Origin of the sequence: Rodentibacter caecimuris (assembly GCF_010587025.1) — a bacterium.
GTDB lineage: Bacteria > Pseudomonadota > Gammaproteobacteria > Enterobacterales > Pasteurellaceae > Rodentibacter > Rodentibacter caecimuris.
In genome coordinates this window covers 2,169,220-2,190,052 of the sequence record NZ_CP040863.1, presented here as the reverse complement: position 1 = coordinate 2,190,052, position 20,833 = coordinate 2,169,220, and the positions used below count along the sequence as shown (strand labels likewise).

Annotated in this window: 20 protein-coding genes; 10 read left to right on the top strand and 10 right to left on the bottom strand. The window is 40.7% G+C overall.

Annotation, left to right across the window (positions count from 1 at the left end):
* Positions 1 to 6: 6 nt before the first annotated feature.
* The 5 genes from yceD to dprA form a co-directional block, all read right to left on the bottom strand.
* Positions 7 to 531 (bottom strand): 23S rRNA accumulation protein YceD, encoded by a 525-nt coding sequence (gene yceD, locus FEE42_RS10790; RefSeq protein ID WP_164028548.1) that lies wholly within the window; start codon positions 529 to 531, stop codon positions 7 to 9.
* Between the two features lie 172 nt (positions 532 to 703).
* Positions 704 to 1,669, bottom strand: coding sequence for a 6-phosphofructokinase (pfkA, locus tag FEE42_RS10785; protein WP_059367579.1), 966 nt, complete (start codon positions 1,667 to 1,669; stop codon positions 704 to 706).
* Positions 1,670 to 1,794: 125 nt separating this feature from the next.
* Positions 1,795 to 2,376, bottom strand: coding sequence for a hypothetical protein (locus FEE42_RS10780; protein ID WP_164028546.1), 582 nt, complete (start codon positions 2,374 to 2,376; stop codon positions 1,795 to 1,797).
* Positions 2,369 to 3,145 (bottom strand): peroxide stress protein YaaA, encoded by a 777-nt coding sequence (gene yaaA, locus FEE42_RS10775; protein WP_164028544.1) that lies wholly within the window; start codon positions 3,143 to 3,145, stop codon positions 2,369 to 2,371. Before yaaA ends, FEE42_RS10780 begins: the two co-directional genes overlap by 8 nt.
* A gap of 42 nt (positions 3,146 to 3,187) precedes the next feature.
* Positions 3,188 to 4,309: a DNA-processing protein DprA gene (gene dprA / locus FEE42_RS10770; RefSeq protein WP_164028542.1), complete on the bottom strand. Its 1,122-nt coding sequence runs from the start codon at positions 4,307 to 4,309 to the stop codon at positions 3,188 to 3,190.
* 529 nt (positions 4,310 to 4,838) lie between these two features.
* Here dprA and leuA point away from each other — a divergent pair.
* From leuA to sodC, 6 genes are all read left to right on the top strand, one after another.
* Complete coding sequence (leuA, locus tag FEE42_RS10765) at positions 4,839 to 6,386, top strand: 2-isopropylmalate synthase (RefSeq protein ID WP_164028540.1); 1,548 nt, start codon at positions 4,839 to 4,841, stop codon at positions 6,384 to 6,386.
* Between the two features lie 540 nt (positions 6,387 to 6,926).
* Positions 6,927 to 8,003 carry a 3-isopropylmalate dehydrogenase gene (gene leuB, locus FEE42_RS10760; protein ID WP_164028538.1) on the top strand — a complete coding sequence of 359 codons (1,077 nt, stop codon included), beginning with the start codon at positions 6,927 to 6,929 and terminating at the stop codon, positions 8,001 to 8,003.
* Positions 8,004 to 8,075: 72 nt separating this feature from the next.
* Positions 8,076 to 9,485 carry a 3-isopropylmalate dehydratase large subunit gene (gene leuC / locus FEE42_RS10755; RefSeq protein ID WP_164028536.1) on the top strand — a complete coding sequence of 470 codons (1,410 nt, stop codon included), beginning with the start codon at positions 8,076 to 8,078 and terminating at the stop codon, positions 9,483 to 9,485.
* Positions 9,486 to 9,497: 12 nt separating this feature from the next.
* A complete protein-coding gene (gene leuD / locus FEE42_RS10750; RefSeq protein WP_059367596.1) occupies positions 9,498 to 10,100 on the top strand; it encodes a 3-isopropylmalate dehydratase small subunit in 603 nt (200 codons plus the stop codon).
* A gap of 176 nt (positions 10,101 to 10,276) precedes the next feature.
* Positions 10,277 to 11,935, top strand: a complete 1,659-nt coding sequence (locus FEE42_RS10745; protein WP_164028534.1) for an LTA synthase family protein — start codon at positions 10,277 to 10,279, stop codon at positions 11,933 to 11,935.
* Between the two features lie 68 nt (positions 11,936 to 12,003).
* Positions 12,004 to 12,552 (top strand): superoxide dismutase family protein, encoded by a 549-nt coding sequence (sodC, locus tag FEE42_RS10740; protein WP_164028532.1) that lies wholly within the window; start codon positions 12,004 to 12,006, stop codon positions 12,550 to 12,552.
* 152 nt (positions 12,553 to 12,704) lie between these two features.
* Here the strand turns inward: sodC and plsB are convergent, their stop codons facing one another.
* Positions 12,705 to 15,134 (bottom strand): glycerol-3-phosphate 1-O-acyltransferase PlsB, encoded by a 2,430-nt coding sequence (gene plsB / locus FEE42_RS10735; RefSeq protein ID WP_164028530.1) that lies wholly within the window; start codon positions 15,132 to 15,134, stop codon positions 12,705 to 12,707.
* A gap of 161 nt (positions 15,135 to 15,295) precedes the next feature.
* On the opposite strand from plsB, the gene lexA reads away from it, so the two are divergent.
* Entirely contained in the window at positions 15,296 to 15,919 is a 624-nt protein-coding gene (gene lexA / locus FEE42_RS10730) for a transcriptional repressor LexA (RefSeq protein WP_059367603.1), read from the top strand.
* A gap of 130 nt (positions 15,920 to 16,049) precedes the next feature.
* On the top strand, positions 16,050 to 16,874 hold the full coding sequence (gene dapF / locus FEE42_RS10725) for a diaminopimelate epimerase (RefSeq protein ID WP_059367605.1): 825 nt from the start codon (positions 16,050 to 16,052) through the stop codon (positions 16,872 to 16,874).
* Between the two features lie 43 nt (positions 16,875 to 16,917).
* On the opposite strand, the gene FEE42_RS10720 is transcribed toward dapF, so the two are convergent.
* Positions 16,918 to 17,286, bottom strand: a complete 369-nt coding sequence (locus tag FEE42_RS10720) for a helix-turn-helix domain-containing protein (RefSeq protein WP_059367608.1) — start codon at positions 17,284 to 17,286, stop codon at positions 16,918 to 16,920.
* Between the two features lie 124 nt (positions 17,287 to 17,410).
* On the opposite strand from FEE42_RS10720, the gene FEE42_RS10715 reads away from it, so the two are divergent.
* Positions 17,411 to 17,725, top strand: coding sequence for a hypothetical protein (locus tag FEE42_RS10715; RefSeq protein ID WP_059367609.1), 315 nt, complete (start codon positions 17,411 to 17,413; stop codon positions 17,723 to 17,725).
* Between the two features lie 91 nt (positions 17,726 to 17,816).
* Positions 17,817 to 18,230, top strand: a complete 414-nt coding sequence (locus tag FEE42_RS10710) for a hypothetical protein (RefSeq protein WP_059367615.1) — start codon at positions 17,817 to 17,819, stop codon at positions 18,228 to 18,230.
* Between the two features lie 79 nt (positions 18,231 to 18,309).
* Here FEE42_RS10710 and dusC read toward each other — a convergent pair whose 3' ends face one another.
* The 3 genes from dusC to pyrE all read right to left on the bottom strand — a co-directional run bounded on the left by dusC (position 18,310) and on the right by pyrE (position 20,828).
* Positions 18,310 to 19,242, bottom strand: a complete 933-nt coding sequence (gene dusC, locus FEE42_RS10705; RefSeq protein ID WP_164028528.1) for a tRNA dihydrouridine(16) synthase DusC — start codon at positions 19,240 to 19,242, stop codon at positions 18,310 to 18,312.
* Positions 19,243 to 19,245: 3 nt separating this feature from the next.
* Positions 19,246 to 20,112: a co-chaperone DjlA gene (gene djlA / locus FEE42_RS10700; RefSeq protein ID WP_059367619.1), complete on the bottom strand. Its 867-nt coding sequence runs from the start codon at positions 20,110 to 20,112 to the stop codon at positions 19,246 to 19,248.
* 74 nt (positions 20,113 to 20,186) lie between these two features.
* Entirely contained in the window at positions 20,187 to 20,828 is a 642-nt protein-coding gene (gene pyrE, locus FEE42_RS10695; protein ID WP_164028526.1) for an orotate phosphoribosyltransferase, read from the bottom strand.
* Positions 20,829 to 20,833 lie beyond the last annotated feature (5 nt).

Here is a 20,833-nt window from a genome sequence, read left to right as displayed (position 1 = left end):
TTTAATTTACTTTTGCTTTAAATTAGCTAATACAGCGAACGGGTTCGGTTTTTTTGCCAATTCTTCCGGCAATTTGCCAAAAACCTGTTCCTGCGCGGACACTTCACAGTGTTCAGATGAATGCTTCGGTACAAGTGGTAGAGCTAAAATTAACTCATCCTCCACCGTGCCAAGTAAATCTATTTCACCAAACTCATTTAATTCGATTGGTTCATAAATTTCAGGCAATACATCAGCTTGATCCCAATTAACTACCGGACTGTATGTGAATTCACATTCCAATTTCTGTTTGAAAGGCTCTCCACAACGCTGACATTCCAATTCAACCTCAACCTGTGCTTTACCTTTCATCACCGCTAATTTTTGCGGATCAATATAAAACGATAATGTTACCTGTGCATCGCTAAGCACATTTACCACAGATTCAGCCAAACGCACCAATTGATTAATCGAATAATAGCCCTCATAATCAATTCTTTGTTGCGCATCTTTAACCGGATCAATGGTTAAGGGTAGTTTTACCTTTTGCATAGGGCGTGAATATTACCTGTTGTAACGAAAATAGTCAAAGGGAAATCACATTTTTATATTATAAAAACGCATGAATTTATCAATTGCAAGTCTTATCTTTAAAAGCGCTTTTTAAAACTTTACTTGTCGATTAAAAATACGGTTGTAAAAACAACCGCACTCTTATTTTTTATTACTCTAGGCGTTTCGCCATTTGTAACCAATCTTGTTTAAATTCACGCCGCATATTATTAATTGCATCAATAATATCGTGGTGAACAAGTTGCTCATTTTGAATGCCTACACAATAACCGCCTTTACCTTGAAGAAGAAGGTCTACTGCATACACTCCCATACGTGAAGCCAAAATACGGTCAAAAGCACAAGGTGCTCCGCCACGTTGAATGTGTCCTAATACGGTTGCCCGGGTTTCCTGGTTAACTCTCGCTTCAATCTCTTTTGCAAGAGAATGAACATCCGTAATTAACTCTGTGATCGCAACAATCGCATGGCGTTTACCCCGCATAATACTACTTTCAATTTGCTGAATAAGCTCTTCGCGATTAAACTCCACCTCAGAAGCTACGATATATTCACAGCCCCCAGCAATACCGGCAGAAATAGTTAAATCACTACAGTGACGTCCCATAATTTCTACGATCGAAATCCGTTGGTGAGAACTTGACGTATCACGCAAACGGTCAATAGCATCGACTGCTGTTTGTAGTGCGGTTTGATAGCCAATCGTGTAATCGGTTCCCGCAACGTCATTATCTATCGTACCGGGAATCCCTACACAAGGAAAACCATGCTCTTCCGTTAAAAGTTTTGCCCCCATGTAAGAACCATCCCCACCAATAACCACTAATGCATCAATACCGTGTGAACGTAAAATCTTAGCACATTTCGTACGAACTGACTCATCCTTAAACTCAGGGAACCGCGCAGAACCTAAAAATGTACCGCCTCGATTAATAATATCGGACACGCTAAAGCGATTTAATTGCTTAATTTTGTTGTTATACAAGCCTTGGTAGCCGTCATAAATACCGAATACTTCCAAGCCTTCCGATAACGCTGAACGCACGACACCACGGATCGCGGCATTCATGCCGGGCGCATCACCACCACTGGTCAATACTGCAATTTTTTTAATCATATACCACCTGTTTAAGTTAAATTTAATCAAATCGGAAATGTCGTTAAGATTACACCATTCACATATACTGCTCTATAAAAATTTGGAAATCTTATCCCTTGTTCTAAATATACTTTGATTCTAGGTTACTTTAGATTTTGGCAATACCATTGCCAATCCAGTTTTCCTAAAGTTTTCATTTCTTTATCAATCAAATATTTCTTTAAATGCTGTAACGCTTTTTTATTATTTAAGCGTCGGCTATTTTTTACTTTTTGTGAATACTGAAATTGAACAAAACCGCATTGAGGAATATCTTTTCCCATCATGATATTCACTTGCCAAGAAGGTTCTTTATCCGTAGGTGCATAAACAACATAGCCCTTCAAGCCTTCATCTTTCTTTGTTTTTTCATTTCTAATCGGAAGCAATTTGAATGATACAACATCTGTATTACGATAAATTCGTTCGCGTAATGTAATACGTTCTTTAATATCACGATGTTGTTTATTACGATCCAACAACAATTCTATCTGGGATTGCCATTTTTCTAAGGTATCGGGCTTACTCAAATAAATGTAACGTACTACCGAGTCTAAATCTTGTCCACTCGCCATTTGGTAAATTTTACCGTGATATTTAACTTGATTCGGTGCATCCAATTGAGAAGGAGTGCCTACGCAAGCTGAAAGTAAAAGTGCGCTCAAAATAACAAGAATTTTATTCATTATGGTCTCGCTTAAATACCAATTCATTTTCAGTAGAAGCCGTTGCATCAAACCAATATCCCCCCAAATCAAAGTCTTTTAATTGTTCAACACGGGTTAAACGGTTTTGAATCATATAACGACACATTAATCCACGAGCTTTCTTCGCATAAAAACTAACAACTTTATAACGACCATTTTTATTATCCAAAAAAATCGGTTTTACAATATAAGCCTGAAGTCCGTTTTCTTTTACGGACTTATAATATTCATCGGAAGCAAGATTTACCAACACATTGTCGCCCTGCTCATCAAGCGCCTGTTGCACGGCTTGGGTGATTACATTACCCCAAAATGCATAAAGATCCTTGCCTTTGGCGTTCACTAATTTTGTCCCCATTTCCAAGCGATAAGGCTGCATCAAATCAAGAGGTCGAAGTAAACCATATAAACCCGATAACATACGAAGATGGGATTGTGCAAAACTAATATCCTCATCAGATAAGGTTTCGGCATCCAATCCTGTGTAAACATCGCCTTTAAAAGCCAAAATAGCCGCGCGGGAATTTTGTTCATTGTGTTCTTTTGTCCACGCGGTAAAACGTGCTGCATTTAAACCGGCAAGTTTATCACTAATGGACATTAGTGAAGCAATATCTTGTGGAGAAAGTTGACGGCAAATTTCAATTAATTGCTCGCTATAATCGGTTAAGTGCGGTTGAAAAACAGGGAATTTTCTGACCGCACTTTCAAAATCTAAGGTCTTTGCCGGGGAAATAATAGCTAACATAGTTTATCCTCAATAAAACTGAGGTGCTATCTTAACATATTTCTACACTCGTTTATAAAGTCCATTTTCATTGAGAATCAAATCCTGTAATTCCAAATCTAAAAGTTGCACCAACAATACCTCTACACTAAAACCAAACTCTTGAGCAAGATCATCAATACTCACCGGAGTATAACCAATTCTCGCATAAAGTTTCGGATGGCTTGGTGCTTCAATTAACCGATGAGAATACAAAGGTGGCTTATAATTTTCGCTTTCAATCTGACTAAAATCAATCTCTGTTTGGCTATGGAGAGAATGTTGATGCAAGGCTTCTAAAATATCTTTCACATTTTCTACCAACATAGCCCCTTGCTTAATCAAACGATTACACCCTTGACTAAACTCACTTTGAATATTGCCGGGTATGGCGAAAATTTCCCGATTTTGTTCCAACGCATAACGTGCTGTAATTAACGAACCGCTTTTTTCAGTGGCTTCAACTATCAACGTCCCCACAGAAAGACCGCTAATAATACGATTACGACGGGGAAAATTTGTTGCAATCGGAGGCTGGTTTGGCATAAATTCCGAAACCAACGCCCCATTGTTTTCTAAAATTTGTTCAGCAAGCCGTCGATTATTTGCCGGATAAACTTCCTCTAATCCGCTCCCTAAAACAGCAATGGTCTGTCCTTTTACATCCACCACCGCTTGATGACAATATCCGTCAATACCTAATGCCAATCCGCTTGTAATGGTAAAACCGGCAAAAGAGAGTTCTGTAGCAAAATACTTTGCCCAATATTCTCCGTAAGACGAACAATAGCGACTGCCTACCACAGCCATTTGGCGCTGAGAAATTGCCGTTACATTTCCCTTAACAAACAAGATAGGGGGAAAACTTCCAATTTGTTTTAACAAAAAAGGATAAAAGGGAGAAAAATAGTTCACCAAATGATTTCCTTCTTTTTCCGCCCAAAGGAGAGCCGATTCCATAAATTTTTTTTCTGGTTTAAACCAACGACGAATCTGAATCGCCCCCCATCCCATTTGGCGAAAAACGTTTTCATCTGCGTTTACCAAGTCATCTAATGTCATGGCTGACAGAATTTTATTAATCGCCACACCGCCTAATTTAGGTATTTGCATCAAACGAAGTAAAGTTTCATTAATATGTTCCATTATTTTCCTCATCCTTCCTGCAATAAATCCCTAATTATTCAAACAACTTAAAAAGTTGCGAGTGTTTCAGCGTATTTTTGCGAGAAAGATCGTAAAAATAAAAAAACTGATGATTTTTTTACACTCTTAGAAATAAATAAAAGACAGAGAAAAAACAGCCCGCCCCCAAAAACAACAGAATATTATTCTAAAAATAAAATAATAAAAAGATAATTTAACTATCAATGTATTATCAATAACACAACAAGAGAGATAAAACGCTAAAAAATTATTTGACAGTTTTTTATTTATTCGTAACATAACAAGCGTTTTACAACAAATTTTGATAGGATTTTTATGTTTTCTTCTGTTTCTTTATCCCTCAACCTGCTGCTCACACATTCTTTGTGCGGCTAAGTTGTGGATGAAAAACAATTAAATATAAATCCCCTTTTTTGATAAACCCGCACTTCATAGAATTGCGGGTTTTTGTTTAAAAAATTTTGCAAAAATAACCGCACTTTCGGAGTGATTTTAGAAGGATATTATTATGACAGATCGCGTAATTATTTTTGATACCACCTTGCGTGACGGAGAACAAGCATTAAAAGCGAGCTTGACTGTAAAAGAAAAATTGCAAATTGCCTTGGCTTTGGAGCGCTTAGGGGTGGATGTGATGGAAGTCGGTTTTCCGGTATCCTCTCAGGGAGATTTTGAATCGGTACAAACTATTGCCCGTCATATTAAACGTTCCCGCGTGGCTGCCTTATCCCGTGCGGTTGATAAAGATATTGATGCCGCCTACGAAGCATTAAAAGTCGCGGAGGTCTTTCGTATTCACACCTTCATTGCTAGTTCCGCATTACACGTGGAAGCCAAATTAAAACGCACTTTTGATGATGTCGTGGCAATGGCGGTCGCGGCGGTAAAACGTGCCCGCAATTACACTGATGATGTAGAATTTTCCTGCGAAGATGCCGGGCGCACCGGCATTGACAATATTTGTCGTATTGTGGAAGCTGCCATTAATGCAGGTGCGACAACAGTCAATATCCCCGATACCGTAGGTTACTGCTTGCCAACAGAATACGGCAATATTATTGCCCAAGTTCGTAATCGCGTACCGAATATTGATAAAGCCGTTATTTCCGTGCATTGCCACAATGACTTAGGTATGGCAACCGCCAATTCCTTAACTGCCGTACAAAATGGTGCGCGCCAAATTGAGTGTACCGTCAATGGTATCGGTGAACGTGCCGGTAATACCGCGCTTGAAGAAGTCGTTATGGCGATTAAAACCCGCCAAGCATTGTTTGGCGTGGATACCCGCATTAATACGCAAGAAATCCACCGTGTTAGCCAAATGGTCAGCCAATTATGCAATATGCCAATTCAGCCAAATAAAGCCATCGTAGGTTCGAATGCCTTTGCCCATTCCTCCGGCATTCACCAAGACGGTATGTTGAAAAACAAAAATACTTACGAAATTATGTCACCGGAAAGTATTGGTTTGAAAAAAGAAAAATTAAACCTCACCGCCCGCTCCGGTCGTGCCGCAGTGAAAGGTCACATGAGCGATATGGGCTACACCGAGCAAGATTATGATTTGGATAAATTATATGACGCCTTCTTAAAATTGGCGGATAAAAAAGGGCAAGTATTCGACTATGACTTGGAAGCCTTAGCCTTTATCGATATGCAGCAAGGTGACGAAGATCGCTTAGTGTTGGATAAACTTTCCGCCCATTCTACCAAGGAATATCCGGCAACAGCATTCGTTCAATTACAATTAGACGGCGAAAAATTAAGCACCTCCTCTATTGGTGGTAACGGTCCTGTGGATGCAGTATATAACGCCATCTTAAACTTAACCGGCTTAGAGATCAAAATGTCCCACTATAATTTAACCGCTAAGGGAGAGGGGGCGGAAGCCTTAGGGCAAGTGGATATTGTAGTGGAGCATGAAGGCAGAAAATTCCACGGTGTCGGTTTGGCAACGGATATTGTGGAGTCCTCTGCGTTGGCCTTGGTTCATGCGATTAATGCGATTTATCGATCTCAGAAAGTTGCGGATATTAAGAGTCATAAACATCATTAACTTTAGTTTCGGATTTCGCCCGAAAGGGTGACCTTCTTTCTTTTGCTTGCCCAAAAGAAAGAAGGCAAAGAAAAAGGCCCCCTACTTTTCCTTGTTTCCTTTGTTCCATTGAATTTGCTTAACGGAAATTTTCTGAACTCGCTACGCTCAAACAGACGAAAATTTCCTACAAACTCAATTCCACAAAGGCGGAAAAGAAGGGAACCCGATAAAGTGCGGTTAAAATTCCAGATATTCTTATATCTTAAAAATATTGTTAAAACCAACCACACTTTTCAAATAATGTGCCGATTAATTCGGGGCCCCATATAAATCGCCTTTGCGACTTGGCATTTTTAGCTAAATTTGTACTGTTTGAGCGTAGCGAGTTTACAAATTTAGCATTAAGAAAATGACAATAAAGCAAAGATTAGCGATTTAACTGGGGCGTGTTTTCTTTGCCTACTTTCTTTTACACGAGTAAAAGAAAGTAGGTCGCCATCGGCGAAACCCGATACTAATTTACTAAATAAAAATTTAAACAAAATAGGAAAACCCAAAATGAAATCATACAACATCGCAGTCCTCCCCGGTGATGGAATCGGCCCTGAAGTGATGGCAGAGGCGATTAAAGTCCTCAATAAAATCCAAGAAAAATTCGCCATTAAATTCAACTTTAATGAATTTTATGTAGGAGGCGCCGCCATTGATCACTGTGGCACGCCGTTACCTAGCGAAACGTTAAAAGGTTGTGAAAACGCAGATGCGATTTTATTCGGTTCTGTAGGCGGCCCTAAATGGACAAATTTACCGCCAGACCAACAGCCGGAACGAGGTGCATTATTGCCATTGCGCAAACATTTCAAATTATTCTGCAACTTACGTCCGGCAACCCTTTACAAAGGGTTAGAAAAATTCTGTCCGTTACGTGCAGATATTGCCGCGAAAGGCTTTGATATGGTCGTGGTGCGAGAACTAACAGGGGGAATTTATTTCGGGCAGCCGAAAGGTCGTGAAGGAGAAGGCACACAAACCAAAGCATTCGATACGGAAGTGTATTACAAATATGAAATCGAACGCATTGCCCGTGCCGCTTTTGAGGCGGCAATGAAACGCCGTAAACATATCACCTCCGTAGATAAAGCCAATGTGTTGCAATCTTCTATCTTATGGCGCGAAACCGTGGCGGAAATTGCAAAGGAGTATCCTGAAGTCGCCGTTGAGAATATGTATATCGACAATGCCACTATGCAGCTAATTAAAGCGCCGGAATCGTTTGACGTCCTGCTCTGCTCCAACATTTTCGGCGATATTATTTCTGACGAAGCGGCGATGATCACGGGGTCAATGGGAATGTTACCTTCCGCCAGTTTAAATGAAGAGGGATTTGGGTTATACGAACCTGCCGGTGGTTCTGCACCGGATATCGCCGGCAAAGGCATTGCCAACCCGATTGCACAAATTTTGTCGGCGGCAATGATGTTACGTTATAGTTTCAACTTAAACGACGCGGCGGATGCCATTGAAAATGTGGTACAAAAAGTACTGTCGGCAGGTTATCGCACCGCGGATTTAGCCGATGATTCCACACCGATTTCCACGGCGAAAATGGGCACCTTGATTGCAGAAGCGATTTAATCCATAAAGTGCGGTCAAAATTTAACTTGTTTTTCAACCGCACTTTCATCCTAATTAAATAGAGAAAATCTTATGGCAAAAACACTTTATGAAAAATTATTCGATGCACACGTTGTGTACGAAGCGGAAGGCGAAACGCCGATTTTGTATATTAACCGTCATTTGATCCACGAGGTCACCAGCCCGCAAGCCTTTGACGGCTTACGTGTTGCCGGCCGCCAAGTTCGTCAGGTAGGCAAAACATTCGGAACCATGGATCATAGTATTTCAACCCAAGTACGTGATGTGAATAAATTAGAAGGGCAAGCAAAAATTCAGGTATTAGAGCTTGAAAAAAATACCAAAGCCACCGGTATTCAGCTATTCGATATGAATACCAAAGAACAAGGCATTGTACACGTGATGGGGCCCGAACAAGGTTTAACCCTACCGGGTATGACTATCGTTTGCGGTGACTCACACACCGCAACCCACGGCGCATTCGGCGCATTGGCATTCGGTATCGGCACATCAGAAGTCGAACACGTTTTAGCCACACAAACCTTAAAGCAAGCCCGTGCCAAAAGCATGAAAATTGAAGTCCGTGGCAAAGTTGCACCGGGCATTACCGCCAAAGATATTATCCTTGCCATCATCGGCAAAACCACCATGGCGGGCGGGACAGGACACGTTGTAGAATTTTGTGGTGAGGCGATTCGTGATCTTTCGATGGAAGGCAGAATGACCGTTTGCAATATGGCGATTGAAATGGGGGCAAAAGCAGGCTTAATCGCCCCGGATGAAACCACTTTTGAATACTTGAAAGGGCGTCCTCACGCACCTAAGGGCAAAGATTGGGATGATGCCGTTGAATACTGGAAAACCTTAAAATCCGATGAAAATGCACAATTTGATACCGTGGTTACATTGGAAGCAAAAGATATTGCACCACAGGTTACTTGGGGAACCAATCCCGGTCAGGTGATCGGCATCAATCAGCTCGTGCCAAATCCAACGGAAATGGACGATCCCGTTACCCGTGCTTCAGCAGAAAAAGCCTTACAATATATTGGTTTGGCAGCCAATACTAATTTAAAGGATATTTCCGTCGATCAAGTCTTTATCGGTTCTTGCACTAATGCCCGTATTGAAGATTTACGTGCCGCAGCAGCCGTGATGAAAGGGCGTAAAAAAGCAGATAACGTGAAACGTATTTTAGTCGTGCCGGGCTCCGGCTTGGTAAAAGAACAAGCGGAAAAAGAAGGCTTAGATAAAATCTTTATCGCAGCCGGTGCGGAATGGCGTAACCCGGGTTGCTCCATGTGTTTAGGTATGAACGATGACCGTTTAGGCGAATGGGAACGCTGCGCCTCTACCAGCAATCGTAACTTTGAAGGCCGCCAAGGTCGCAACGGACGCACACACTTAGTCAGCCCGGCAATGGCAGCAGCAGCAGGAATGTTCGGTAAATTTGTCGATATTCGTGATGTGGTATTAAATTAAGAGGAAACAAAAATGGCAGGATTTAAACAACTTTCAGGCTTAGTAGTCCCCTTGGATGCCGCCAATGTGGACACCGATGCCATCATTCCAAAACAATTTTTACAAGCCATTACACGTGTAGGTTTTGGCAAACATTTATTCCATGAATGGCGTTATTTAGATGTAGAAGGCACACAGCCTAATCCGGAATTTGTACTGAATTTCCCACAATATCAAGGCGCAACAATTTTGCTCGCCCGTAAAAACCTCGGTTGCGGTTCGTCCCGTGAACACGCGCCATGGGCACTTGCCGATTATGGTTTTAAAGTGATGATTGCCCCGAGTTTTGCGGATATTTTCTACAACAATAGCTTGAACAATCACATGCTACCGATTCGTTTGAGCGAACAAGAAGTAGAAGAAATTTTCCAATGGGTATGGGCAAATGAAGGCAAACCAATTCATGTAGATTTGGAAGCCATGACGGTTACCACAGGCGACACAGTTTATCACTTTGAATTGGACGAATTCCGCCGTCATTGCTTATTAAACGGCTTAGATAATATCGGCTTAACCCTTCAACACGAAGATAAAATCGCAGAATACGAAAAAAATATTCCGGCATTTTTGCGTTAATTTTTACTCGGAAAGTAAAATCGGCGGGCTTGCTATTCAGGCTCGCCATTTTTTTATCAAAAACCTCTCGAAAATCAACCGCACTTTTCCCCAACAAATATTCCATCGTAGTGTTTGACACGCCCAACCCTTGTCTCTATCATCTCCAACGATATTTTTTAAGAATTAGGAATGACATGATTGCTTACATTTTTTTAGCCTTATTCACAATCGCCGCAGTGATTTTTATCATCAACTCCCATTACCGCTGGACGTACTTTTTCGCTATTTCGCTCTTTGTGTTTTTCTTCGGCGGTATGCTTGCGCTTTCCGGACAATGGCAACGCGCACTAAATTTTACTTCAGTGCTTTTTGTGATACTGATGTTATTCCATCGCCTAAAAATTCATTATTACAAACAACCTTTGCTTATTTCTGATTTCTTTCTTGTTGTGGATTGGCGAAACTGGGAAACCTTAATGCACTATAAAGGAGCGCTTGGTGGTGTTATTAGCCTACTTGCTTTACTCGGTTTTGCAATTTTCGCTTGGTCTGATGTGGCATCCCTTGGCGCAATCGGGCATATTTTCGGTGCAATTTTATTTACAGTTAGCTTCGGCTTAATGTGGCATTACTCAAAAAATCCAAATGCGCTTCAAGTTTGGCTTGATTCGTTACCGGATGATGGTCGTGATGTGTTCTTGAATCTGCCGATGTCTTGCCGTGGTATTTTCTTTAAAGTACCGCAAGTTAGCGGAAATGGTGAAAATTTTGCCGCCAAAATGACCGCACTTTCAGATAATAAATCTCACAGCAATACTGAAACCAAACCGGATATTGTGGTTGCATTATTAGAATCCACGCTTAATCCGCACCGGTTTGCTTTCACCAAACAAAACATTCCGCCATTACCTATGTTTGAACGCCAATCAGATACGGTGTTTATGTCGCCACTTCGCGTCCACACCTTTGCCGGAGCAACCTGGAAATCTGAATTTGCTTTCCTTGCCGGTGTACCTTCTACGGATTTTGGCGCCCTTGCCAGCGGTGTGTTTTATTCCGTTGTACCGCATATGCAATCCGGTTTAGTAAAAAATTTACGTGAGCAAGGTTATTTCTGTGTGGTGCTTTCACCCTTTACCAAGGGAAACTACAATGCAAAATCAGCCTATGATCATTTCGGTTTCGATTTAATGTTACAGCCGCAAGATCTCGGCTATCCCGCGCCATTTAGCAAAAATTTGTGGACAATCAGTAGCGAAGAAATGATGGATTACACGCGTATGATTTTGGAGAAAAAACATCCGGCACTTGAAAAGGTTACTCAGCCGATGTTTGTTTATATGCTCACTATGCGTGAACACGGTCCCTATGATCTTGAGATGGAAAATATCTACAACCTTGAAATGCCAAATATTGGGGCAAAAAGCATTTCGTCATTAAACGACTATACGCAACGCATCGTTGCGCTTAATGAAGCCATTGAAAAAATGGATGAATATTTACATCAACGCAACAAGCCCTTTGTTTTTGGCTATTTCGGTGATCATCAAGTGGCATTCGATAACGCTATTCCGGCAAAAGAAGGCGATTTTCCTTTCCCTGATTACATCACTCAATTTGTCGTTAGAAGTAACGTAACAACACCATTCAAACAAGAACAAGATTTCCTCGATCTTGCCTTTGCAGGAGGTCTATTGTTGGATGTTGCCGGATTAGCAGCACAAGATGATTTTATGAAAGCCAATAAAGCGATGCGTCGATTAAGTGAAGGAAAACTGGAAGATAGTCCGAATAACCAGTTCGTCAATGACTATCGCCACTATCTCTATCAAACATTAAAAATTGCGCAATAAATCTTATCGGATAATTGTCCAATATTTCATTATAATAACGGAGAATCTTCAACAACAAAGGAGTCTATATGAATCTCAAAACCCTCTTAGCATTAACATTAACTGCCGTGTGCACATCAGCCTTAGCAAATGCACAACAAGCAACCGATAAATCAATTGAAGTCAAAGTACACCAACTTGATCCGATCAACGGTAATAAACCTATAGGAACAGTCACGATCACCGAATCTGCTTACGGTTTAGTTTTCACACCAAACTTACAAGGTTTAACGGCAGGTTTACACGGTTTCCATCTCCACCAGAATCCAAGCTGTGAACCGAAAGAAAAAGACGGCAAACTCACTGCCGGTTTGGCTGCCGGTGGTCACTGGGATCCAAAAGAAACCAAACAACACGGCTATCCTTGGCAAGATAATGCCCATTTAGGGGATTTACCGGCATTAACCGTATTACACGATGGCACAGCAACCAATCCAGTTTTAGCGCCACGTATTAGACATTTAGATGAGGTTCGTGGACATTCCATTATGATTCATGCTGGCGGCGATAATCACTCAGATCACCCTGCCCCACTTGGCGGTGGCGGTGCTCGTATGGCCTGTGGTGTGATTAAATAGTCTATTGCTAAAAATAAAAAAGCGAGCTAAGTCATTTAGCCCGCTTTTTTATAGAAAATATCCCTTAATGCTCAGTGAAACAAAAGATATTGCTTCATCGTTATCAATCAATTTTACTTGATAATACAATAAATTCTAACCGCACTTTTGTGCTATTTCATCTCTTCAGCCTTTTCAACTGTACCTTTGATAGTCAAACTGATCTCTGTTGAAATGAGATGTTCAAGGATAGAAGAAAGCTCATCTAAATAAGCAAGATTTCCGTTACCTTGTTCATCAAAATAGTTTTCGTTTTTCAGGCTGGCAATAAAGGTGGAGAACACGGCTTTATCAAAAAACTCCGGCGCATTAATACCATGTAACACCGAAAGACGTTGTGCGACCAATTGGCTCTCTTTTTCTAGTGTGGCACGGGCGATTTTTGGATCTTTTTGCAAAATGGTGACCGTAATATAATAGCGCTGCAAAATTTCCCGCACTCCTGCAGCCCAAAGCTGCAAGATACGCACTTTCGGCCGATTAATTGAAAGTAGGTTTTCGCTAGAATAAATCACTTCCTGACGGGTAAATTCAGCAATGATTTTACTAATTTGCACTCGTAGCTCGTCTTGATTGAAATGCAAGAATAATTCCCCTTGTAAGAACGGGTAAATTTTACTCACCGCATCCAACAATAAGTCTTTTTGAATCGTTTCGTAATGCAAAACAATACTTGCGACTAAAGAAGGGAGTACAAAAGCATGCTGAATATTGTTGCGATAGTAAGTCATTAACACGGCAGAAGTGCGCTCAAGGCGAACAATCTCACCAAAATTATCTTTTTCAACCAGTACGCCGACACGATCAAGGCTCAATACATGCTCCAACATTGTTTCAGATGAATCTTTTGGGATCACCATATCTTCCGAATAAGGCGCATGTTGTAACATTTGTTGATAACTATTGAGTTGTTCTACTAATTGTTCACGGGAAAGTGCTCTCTGACGGGAAGAAAGTAACGCCATTCCAACCAAATTCATCGCATTAACTGCCGCCGCTTTGTTAATATTTACCATCACTTGGTTGGAAATTTTATCCACTGCATGGTTAAACCATTGCGGTTTTTCCTCATGGTGATTTTCTTTCCAATCGGGAAAATGCTGATTCAAATAATTTGATAATGTAATGGGTTCGCCAAAATTAACAAAACCTTGCCCTAAATTCCGCAATTTTTTAATCACACGTAACACTAAACCAGCGTTTTCTTTCTCTTTTTCCGCTCCACGTAATTCTTTGGCGTAAGTATCGACTTCTAACACGTGTTCATAACCGACATACACCGGCACAACGGAAATAGGTCTGGTTTGATGATGTTGCAGAGCTTGTAATGTCATCGACATCATACCGGTTTTCGGTGCAAGCAAACGACCGGTACGCGAGCGTCCACCTTCAATAAAATATTCCACAGAATAGCCACGATGGAATAATTCCGCTAAATACTCACGGAAAATTGCCGAATAGAGACGATTTCCTTTGAAAGTACGGCGAATAAAAAATGCCCCCCAGCTTCGGAACAGACGCCCAACCGGCCAGAAATTCAGATTAATCCCTGCCGCAATATGAGGCGGAACCAATCCTTGATGATAAAGTACATAGGAAAGCAATAAGTAGTCGATATGGCTACGATGACAAGGCACATAAACAATTTCATGGCCTTCAAGAGCAAGTTTACGAACGCGATCCGCGTTTTGTACATCAATACCGGAATATAATTTATTCCATAACCAACGTAAAAAACGATCCGCCGCACGCAAGCTAGAATGGCTAACATCCGCCGCAATTTCATCTAAAATTTTATACGCTTCTTTCTCGGCTTTTTCACGGCTGATATTTTTACTTTTTGCTTCATCATCAATCGCTGCTTGAATCGTCGCTGATTGCAATAATTTATTAAACATTGCCTCACGGTTTGGCAAGCGCGGACCTGTTGCGGAAATCCGCTGGCGTGCGAAGTGCATTTTGGCAACCCGTGCGAGTTTTTGCGCCATTTTTTCATCAGATCCATGCATATTTGCCATATCACGCAATGAAACCGCTTGAGAAAAACGCACAAAAGTATCGCGCCCAAACCAAATTGCCGCAAACGTTTTTTGTATGCCATTTAGTAAACGCAAATTAGGTAAGCCCGTTTTATCCTCATGCCCCGGAGAACGCCCCCAAAGTACCGAAACCGGCACAATTTGCACATCTAAATCTTCAAAAGTGCGGTGTAATTCCAAGTATTTATTAAAAATTTGAATGGTTTCATCTTTCGCTCCTTTGGATTTAAAAAAGCGACGACCTTCGTCCAGATACACATAGCGGGGCAACGTCATCCCTTGTATTTCATTTTTTTCTGCCGGATCAGGTAAACCGACACTCAGACAATTACGGCGAAAAATAACAAAATCGGTTTGTGAAGTGTAAGGCAGAACATAGACAATAGGTTGCGAAAGATTAAGTTGAAGTTCTTCGGTAGGATTAGCAGGAATAGGATTATTTTTTACCAAGAATGACAGTGGAAATTCTAATAATTTACGATAAGCACTCACGATACTCGACATAATTAGGTTCTCTTTTAGTTATTCAATTATCGTCGCAATGATACCACATAAGCCTGTTTAATCACGCCTTAAAATTTTTCTATGGAATAGAAATAACAGTTGCAATAGCTTGCCCTCTGTATATAATATCAAAAAATCTGTATATAAGGACAGGAGTGGATATGAAACCATTAACCAATAGACAACAGGAAGTGTTGGATTTATTAAAGCGACACTTAGAAACTACCGGTATGCCCCCAACCCGTGCAGAAATTTCTCGTGAACTGGGGTTTAAATCCCCTAATGCGGCTGAAGAACATTTAAAAGCGCTCGCCCGAAAAGGTGCAATTGAAATTGTCGCCGGTGCATCACGCGGTATCCGTATCTTAAGCGATAGTGCTAATGATGAAATGGAAGGTTTACCATTAATTGGTCGGGTTGCAGCAGGCGAACCGATTCTTGCCGAACAACATATTGAAGCAACTTACAGCGTAGATGCCAGTATGTTCAAACCGCAAGCGGATTTTTTATTGAAAGTTTACGGTCAATCAATGAAAGATATCGGTATTTTAGACGGCGATTTACTTGCGGTACATAGCACAAAAGATGTACGAAATGGGCAAGTCGTTGTTGCGCGTATTGAAGATGAAGTCACCGTAAAACGTTTTGAACGCAAAGGATCGATCGTTTACCTTCATGCCGAAAACGAAGAATTCCAGCCTATTGTCGTCAATTTGGCGGAACAACCCAACTTTGAAATTGAAGGCATTGCTGTTGGGATTATCCGTAACAATGCCTGGATGTAAATCCTAACTAATAAAGTGCGGTTAAAATCAACCGCACTTTTATTTTATCTCTTATTTTCATAATTTTGCCATTCAATTCATTGCTTACTATAATGCCGAAGTATCGTTTTAAAAGAATTGAGGATCGGAAATGCAGTTTTCCAAAATGCATGGTTTAGGCAATGATTTTGTCGTGGTCGATGCCATTACACAAAATGTTTATTTCACCCCCGAAACCATTAAACGTCTTGCGGATCGCCATCGTGGAATTGGTTTTGATCAACTATTAATCGTAGAACCGCCTTACGATCCCGATTTAGATTTTCATTACCGTATTTTTAATGCCGATGGTAGCGAGGTATCACAGTGCGGTAATGGTGCTCGCTGTTTTGCACGCTTTGTCACACTTAAAGGTTTAACCAATAAAAAAGACATATCCGTCAGCACGCAAAAAGGCAAAATGATTTTAACCGTAAAAGACTACGGGCAAATTCGGGTAAATATGGGAGAACCTATTTGGGAGCCGGCAAAGATCCCTTTTATAGCCAATAAATTCGAAAAAAATTATATTTTACGTACAGATATTCAAACGGTTTTATGCGGTGCGGTTTCTATGGGAAATCCCCATTGTGTAGTGCAAGTAGAGGATATTCATACGGCAAATGTCGAACAACTTGGGTCGCTATTAGAAAATCACGAACGTTTCCCAGAAAGGGTTAATGTCGGATTTATGCAAGTAATCAACCGTCAGCATATTAAATTACGTGTTTATGAACGCGGTGCCGGTGAAACCCAAGCCTGCGGTAGCGGAGCCTGTGCAGCAGCAGCAGTAGGAATAATGCAAGGCTTACTTGATAATAAAGTCCAAGTGGATTTACCGGGAGGCAGCCTTACCATTGAATGGCAAGGGGAAAATCATCCGCTTTATATGACAGGAGATGCTACACATATTTATGATGGGAGCATTCAGCTTTGAACCCCAAAAGTGCGGTTAAAATCAACCGCACTTTTTTGTCCGATTATTCTTTATTTTCTAATAGTGAGATCACTTTTTTTAACGCTTCAATCTCATTATCTTTGGCTGTAAGCAATTCCTTTAATTTATCATTTTCAATGGCAAGTTTCTCATTCGTGCCAAAATAATTGCTATAGTTAGAATGGTTATCACCAATAGAACAAATCACAAAGCGTTCATCGTCATCTAATAACTGTGCGACATTAACATTAAACACTTGCTCGATTTGCTTTAATTTCTCAACGCTCACATTCGTTTGTCCCCGTTCGATTTTGGCATAACCGGTTGTGGACATACCTAATTTTTCTGCGACCTCCTCCTGCGTCCACTGATTCATTTCACGCATGATTTTAATTTTTTCTGATGATTCCATAACTTACCTTACTAGTCACTTTTTAACTCTTTCAGCCTTTTAAATAACTCTTAGAGCTACTGGATTAACTTTGGGCTAAATATAACATAGCAAGTGTTTTTTAACTAACCTTTGGAGCAATATAATGAAAATCTCTAAATTAATTATTTTAACGACGATTTGTGCTACTTTAACGGCTTGCGCCAATATGCAACCAATGCCGAAAAAACCGACTGAGAGATGGTTCAAAGACGGCGTGACTGCAAATCAAGCAAAGAACAAATATCATAAATGCGTTTATGATGTGGGAATGAATAAAGTTGAAGTGACGGAGAAAGATACCCTTATAATAAGCTGTATGGCAGCTGACGGCTATCGTTATGGCGTTCCCACAAAAGAGTTGGAGGAATGGGAGCATAAAGTAAATTCATTGCAAAAACAGGGATACATACTTTACTAAACTTATTATTGCTCTTAACGCAATAGGATTAAATTTAGGCTAAAAATAACATAACTATCCCCTAAAACTAATTTTCATTAAGGAAATTACTATGAAAAAACTATGCACAATAATCCTCTCTCTTACATTACTTTCTGCATGTAGCACAACCCTAGAAGGGAGTTCAAAATTAAGAGAACAAAACCTGACATCAATCGAAAATAAAATTATTGCTAATGTTACGACCAAAAATGAAGTAAGAGAATTTATGGGTGAACCCACACAAATTCATCAGCAGTCTAATTTAGATGAAATTTGGTATTATGAATCTTACGAAAAACATAGCAATTATACTCCAGTAGCACTCTTTCCAATCACACTACCATTAAGTATTGTTTTCGGACACAATTTCATGAAACCAAGTGTTGAAAAGAAAAATGAAAAACAGCTAAGGGTAAAAATTGATACAGGTACAAATAAAGTCACCAACGTATCAACCGCAGTAACCAATAAATCTTGGTATTAATCTCTGGCTCTTTGAGCGATAGGAATATTCAACTCTAAAAAAACAAAAGTGCGGTTAAAATTAACCGCACTTTTTTGTTTTATATCTGGCTCAACCTTTCCCGCAAATCCTCTGCGGTTTGGCAAGTTCTAATCTTTTCAAACATCGCATTGGCTTCCTCATATTCCTTATTCAAGTAACGCAGCCATTGTTTAATTCGTGCGACATGATAAAAGCCCGAGTCGTGAGAATTCTCCATTTCGGCATATTTTTGTAACATTGTTTGAATTTCTGACCAGGGCATTTTTGGCACGTTTAATTTTAAGACATGGCTTAAATTGGGTATGTTTAATGCGCCACGTCCCACCATAAGATCATGACAACCTGTTTTGGCAAGACAATTTTGTCCGTCTTGCCAATGCCAAATTTCGCCGTTCGCAATGACAGGAATAGATAGGCGTTCGCAAATTTCACCTATTTTTTCCCAGTTAATCCGATCAGCCCGGTAGCCATCAGCCTTAGTTCGACCATGAACGGCGATTTCTGTCGCCCCGCCTTGTTCCACCGCATCGGCAATCTCAATGGCTTGAGAAATATCATCCCAACCCAATCGTACTTTTACGCTAACGGGCTGATGATGAGGAACAGCTTTTCGCAAAGCCTGAGTGGCACGATAAATTAGTTCTGGTTGTTTGAGCAATGCGGCGCCGCCATGGCTACCGTTCACGGTTTTGGAGGGGCAACCACAATTTAAATCAATCCCGTGCGAACCGAGTTCAATTGCTCGAACGGCATTTTCGGCTAAATAATCGGGATGTTGGCCGAGTAATTGAACCCGCACAGGTGTGCTTGAAAGCGTTAAGCCCTGATTTTTCAGTTCAGGGCATAAACGATAGAACACTTTATTAGGAAGAAGTTGATCAACTACGCGAACAAATTCCGTCACGCACAAGTCGTAGTCGTTCACCTCAGTAAGAAGTTGGCGTACAAGGGGATCCAGTACGCCTTGCATGGGTGCGAGAATCACACGCACAATTTATTTCCAACCCTTTGCTTTGCAAATCAAGTCGTAAGCCGATTGGATCTGTTGTGCTTTTTCTTTTGCCATTTCCATCATCTCCGGCGGTAAACCTTTTGCTACCAGTTTATCCGGATGATGTTCATTCATTAAACGACGATAGGCCCGTTTTACCGTACTTTGATCATCAGTCTCCGTTACCCCTAATACTTTATAAGCATCGCTTAAAGTCGGCCCTGAAGATTGCTGATACCCACCACCGTTTTGTTGGTATTGGTAATTCCCTTGTTGATAAGCTCCCTGTTGATATTGCTGATAAAACCCGCCTTGTGTGAAAGCTCGGGCTGCCATTTCCATGGCTATCATTTGCTCAAATTGCATACGGGAAAGCCCAAGTTCTTCCGCTATCACATAAAGTACCTCTTTTTCACCTTCATGTAATTGAGAATCCGAGAACGCCGCCTGCACTTGTACATGTAAGAACATCCGCAATAAATCTGCCCGTTGCCCACAACCGATACGAAATTCACGAATAACCTGACGAATCGGAAAATCCGCTTCTTTACCACGTCGGAAAGCCTCTTGAGCGAGGCGGCGACCGTTATCATCCAATTTCATCTGAGTCATTAACTGATTAGCAATTTGGATATCTTCTTCCGTCACCCGCCCTTTCGCTTTACTCAAATGCCCCAACACAGCAAAAGTCGTTTGCATAAAAAGTTCTTGGCGTGTGGTTTTACGTTTGAAAAAACTTGAATTCACGGCACCAAGTTCATATAACTTTTTATCGGCAATAGAACCCAAAATAAGACCGGCTATTGCACCAAAAAATCCGCCCATTTTCCAGCCAATAAACACACCTAAAATTTTTCCAATAAAATTCATTCTTTTCCTCTTAAAGTGCGGTTGATTTTTACCATGTTTCTCTAAAATGGCGACAAAGATTGATTTATCAAGTTTTATACACCGAATTCAGATCGGTAGGCACGCATTGTCGGCAAATGATCGTGATATTGCGGATCTTGTTCAATAAATTGCATTAAATCATCTAAATCAATGATAGATAACACTCGACATTGATAATCGCGTTCAACTTCTTGAATCGCAGAAAGTGTACCTTTGCCACGTTCTTTACGATTTAAAGCAATCAAGACGGCTGCCAATTCAGCATTATTTGCCTGAATAAGTTGCATGGATTCACGAATAGCCGTTCCCGCGGTGATCACGTCATCCACTAATAAAATTTTTCCTTGTAGCGGACTGCCGATTAAATTACCGCCCTCACCGTGATCTTTGGTTTCTTTACGGTTAAAACATACCGGTTTATCAATGTTGTAACGGTTGAATAATGCCACAGACACTGTCGTGCCAATCGGAATCCCTTTATAGGCAGGCCCAAAAATAACGTCAAAATCAATCGCACTTGCTTGAACAGCAGCAGCGTAAAATTCACCTAAACGCGCTAAATCCGCCCCTGTATTAAATAAACCGGCATTAAAAAAATACGGACTTTTACGTCCAGATTTTAATGTGAACTCACCAAATTTTAATACATTACGGCTGAGTGCAAATTCAATAAAATCACGTTTATATTGTTCCATTGTTT